1 pseudogene is annotated in these 1277 nt (G+C 67.8%); it reads right to left on the bottom strand.

Features of this window, described 5'->3' with window-relative positions:
• Nucleotides 1-1247: pseudogene (locus A2J03_RS20690) on the bottom strand (helicase-associated domain-containing protein); the annotation flags it as partial.
• Nucleotides 1248-1277 lie beyond the last annotated feature (30 nt).

Raw genomic sequence — 1277 nt, 5'->3', positions numbered from 1 at the left:
GGTCGCCGCCACGCCAGTCCCCGCGAGACGTCGGTCGGGGTCGTCGCCGTACCCGAACTCAGCTCGGCCAGATATTCGAGGATGGTTCGACGATCGCGAGGTGCGGCGGGAGAGCGCACTTCCTCGGACAGCGCGGCGACGGGTTTGTCGGTGGGATCGCGCATGCCGATCAACCACGGCGCCCGATGGAGATCGAGCCATGCCGATGCGATCGCGTGCCAGCGTGCGGCGGGAGTTGCAGTGATCCAGGAATCGACGGCGACGGTCGGTGCCCAGTAGTCGTCACCGGAATCGTTGGTCGGCACGGGATCGGGAGTGCCGCTCGCGATCAACGACGCGCCCGCCAGCAGTTCGAGGAGAAGGCTCACCTGCGCGTCGTCGAGGCCGGTGGCCTTGCTGATGCGCTTCGCTTCGCGCACGCCGAGACCACCGGCTTTCAGGGCTGGTGCCGGGCTGACCGCCAGCGCATCGATGACCGCTGCACAGTGCCGTATCAATTCGAGCGCTTCGCCTGCGGCAGTCGCGTTGACGTCGGCGAGAGTGTTCTTGGTCGCCTGTGGCTTCGGCGGTGTCATCGACGTGGGGTCCGAGATCGGTTCGCCGCGCAACGCCTGGCCGACCTGAGCGGGAAGTTCGACGGTCTGCTCGTCGAGCCAGATCAACAGGCCTGCCCGCAAGAGCTTCTGGACGGGCCGGTCGGGTGAGGTGCCCGGCGCGGCGTCGCGGGTGCGCCCGGTGGGCGACGAGCGGGCAAGCGTCGAGAGCAGCTTGCGCGAGCTGTCGTCGATTTCGGCCAGTGCCTCGGTGATGCGCTCCGGGGTCAGGACCTCGGTGGAATCGAGGATCCGCCCGATCCGCCATGGCACCGCATCGCGAGCAGCAGGTGTCATCCGGAGCGAGCGGGTGCCCCAGACCAGTGCACGCTCGCGAAGTGCCGACAGTGCCTTGTCGACGGCTTTGGTGCTTGCTCGCTTGTCGATGGCAGCGTCGAGTTGCGAGCGCGGCACTGGCATCTCGTGGGCGCCCTCGATGGCGAGCAGCTCGAGAATGGTCAGTGCAAGGGTGTCCAGCGTGTCGGCGCTCCGGAGGATCGAGGCCCGTTGCTCGGCTCGTCCGGCGAGCACAGCGATCGTCGACGGCGGCGGCACGGTCAGGTCCGGGCGCAGCGTGAGGGTGCCGACGAGTTCGGTATCGGTACGGGACTTCAACCAGGTGGCGAGGTCCGGTGGCGCTGCTGTTTCGGTCATCGCTTATCAGATTAGTGACCTGGGCTGGCG

This window comes from Rhodococcus sp. EPR-157, from assembly GCF_001647195.1.
In the GTDB taxonomy this organism is placed as follows: Bacteria; Actinomycetota; Actinomycetes; order Mycobacteriales; family Mycobacteriaceae; genus Rhodococcoides.
Note: the sequence above shows the minus strand (reverse complement) of the source record. Positions and strands in the feature narration are given on the sequence as shown.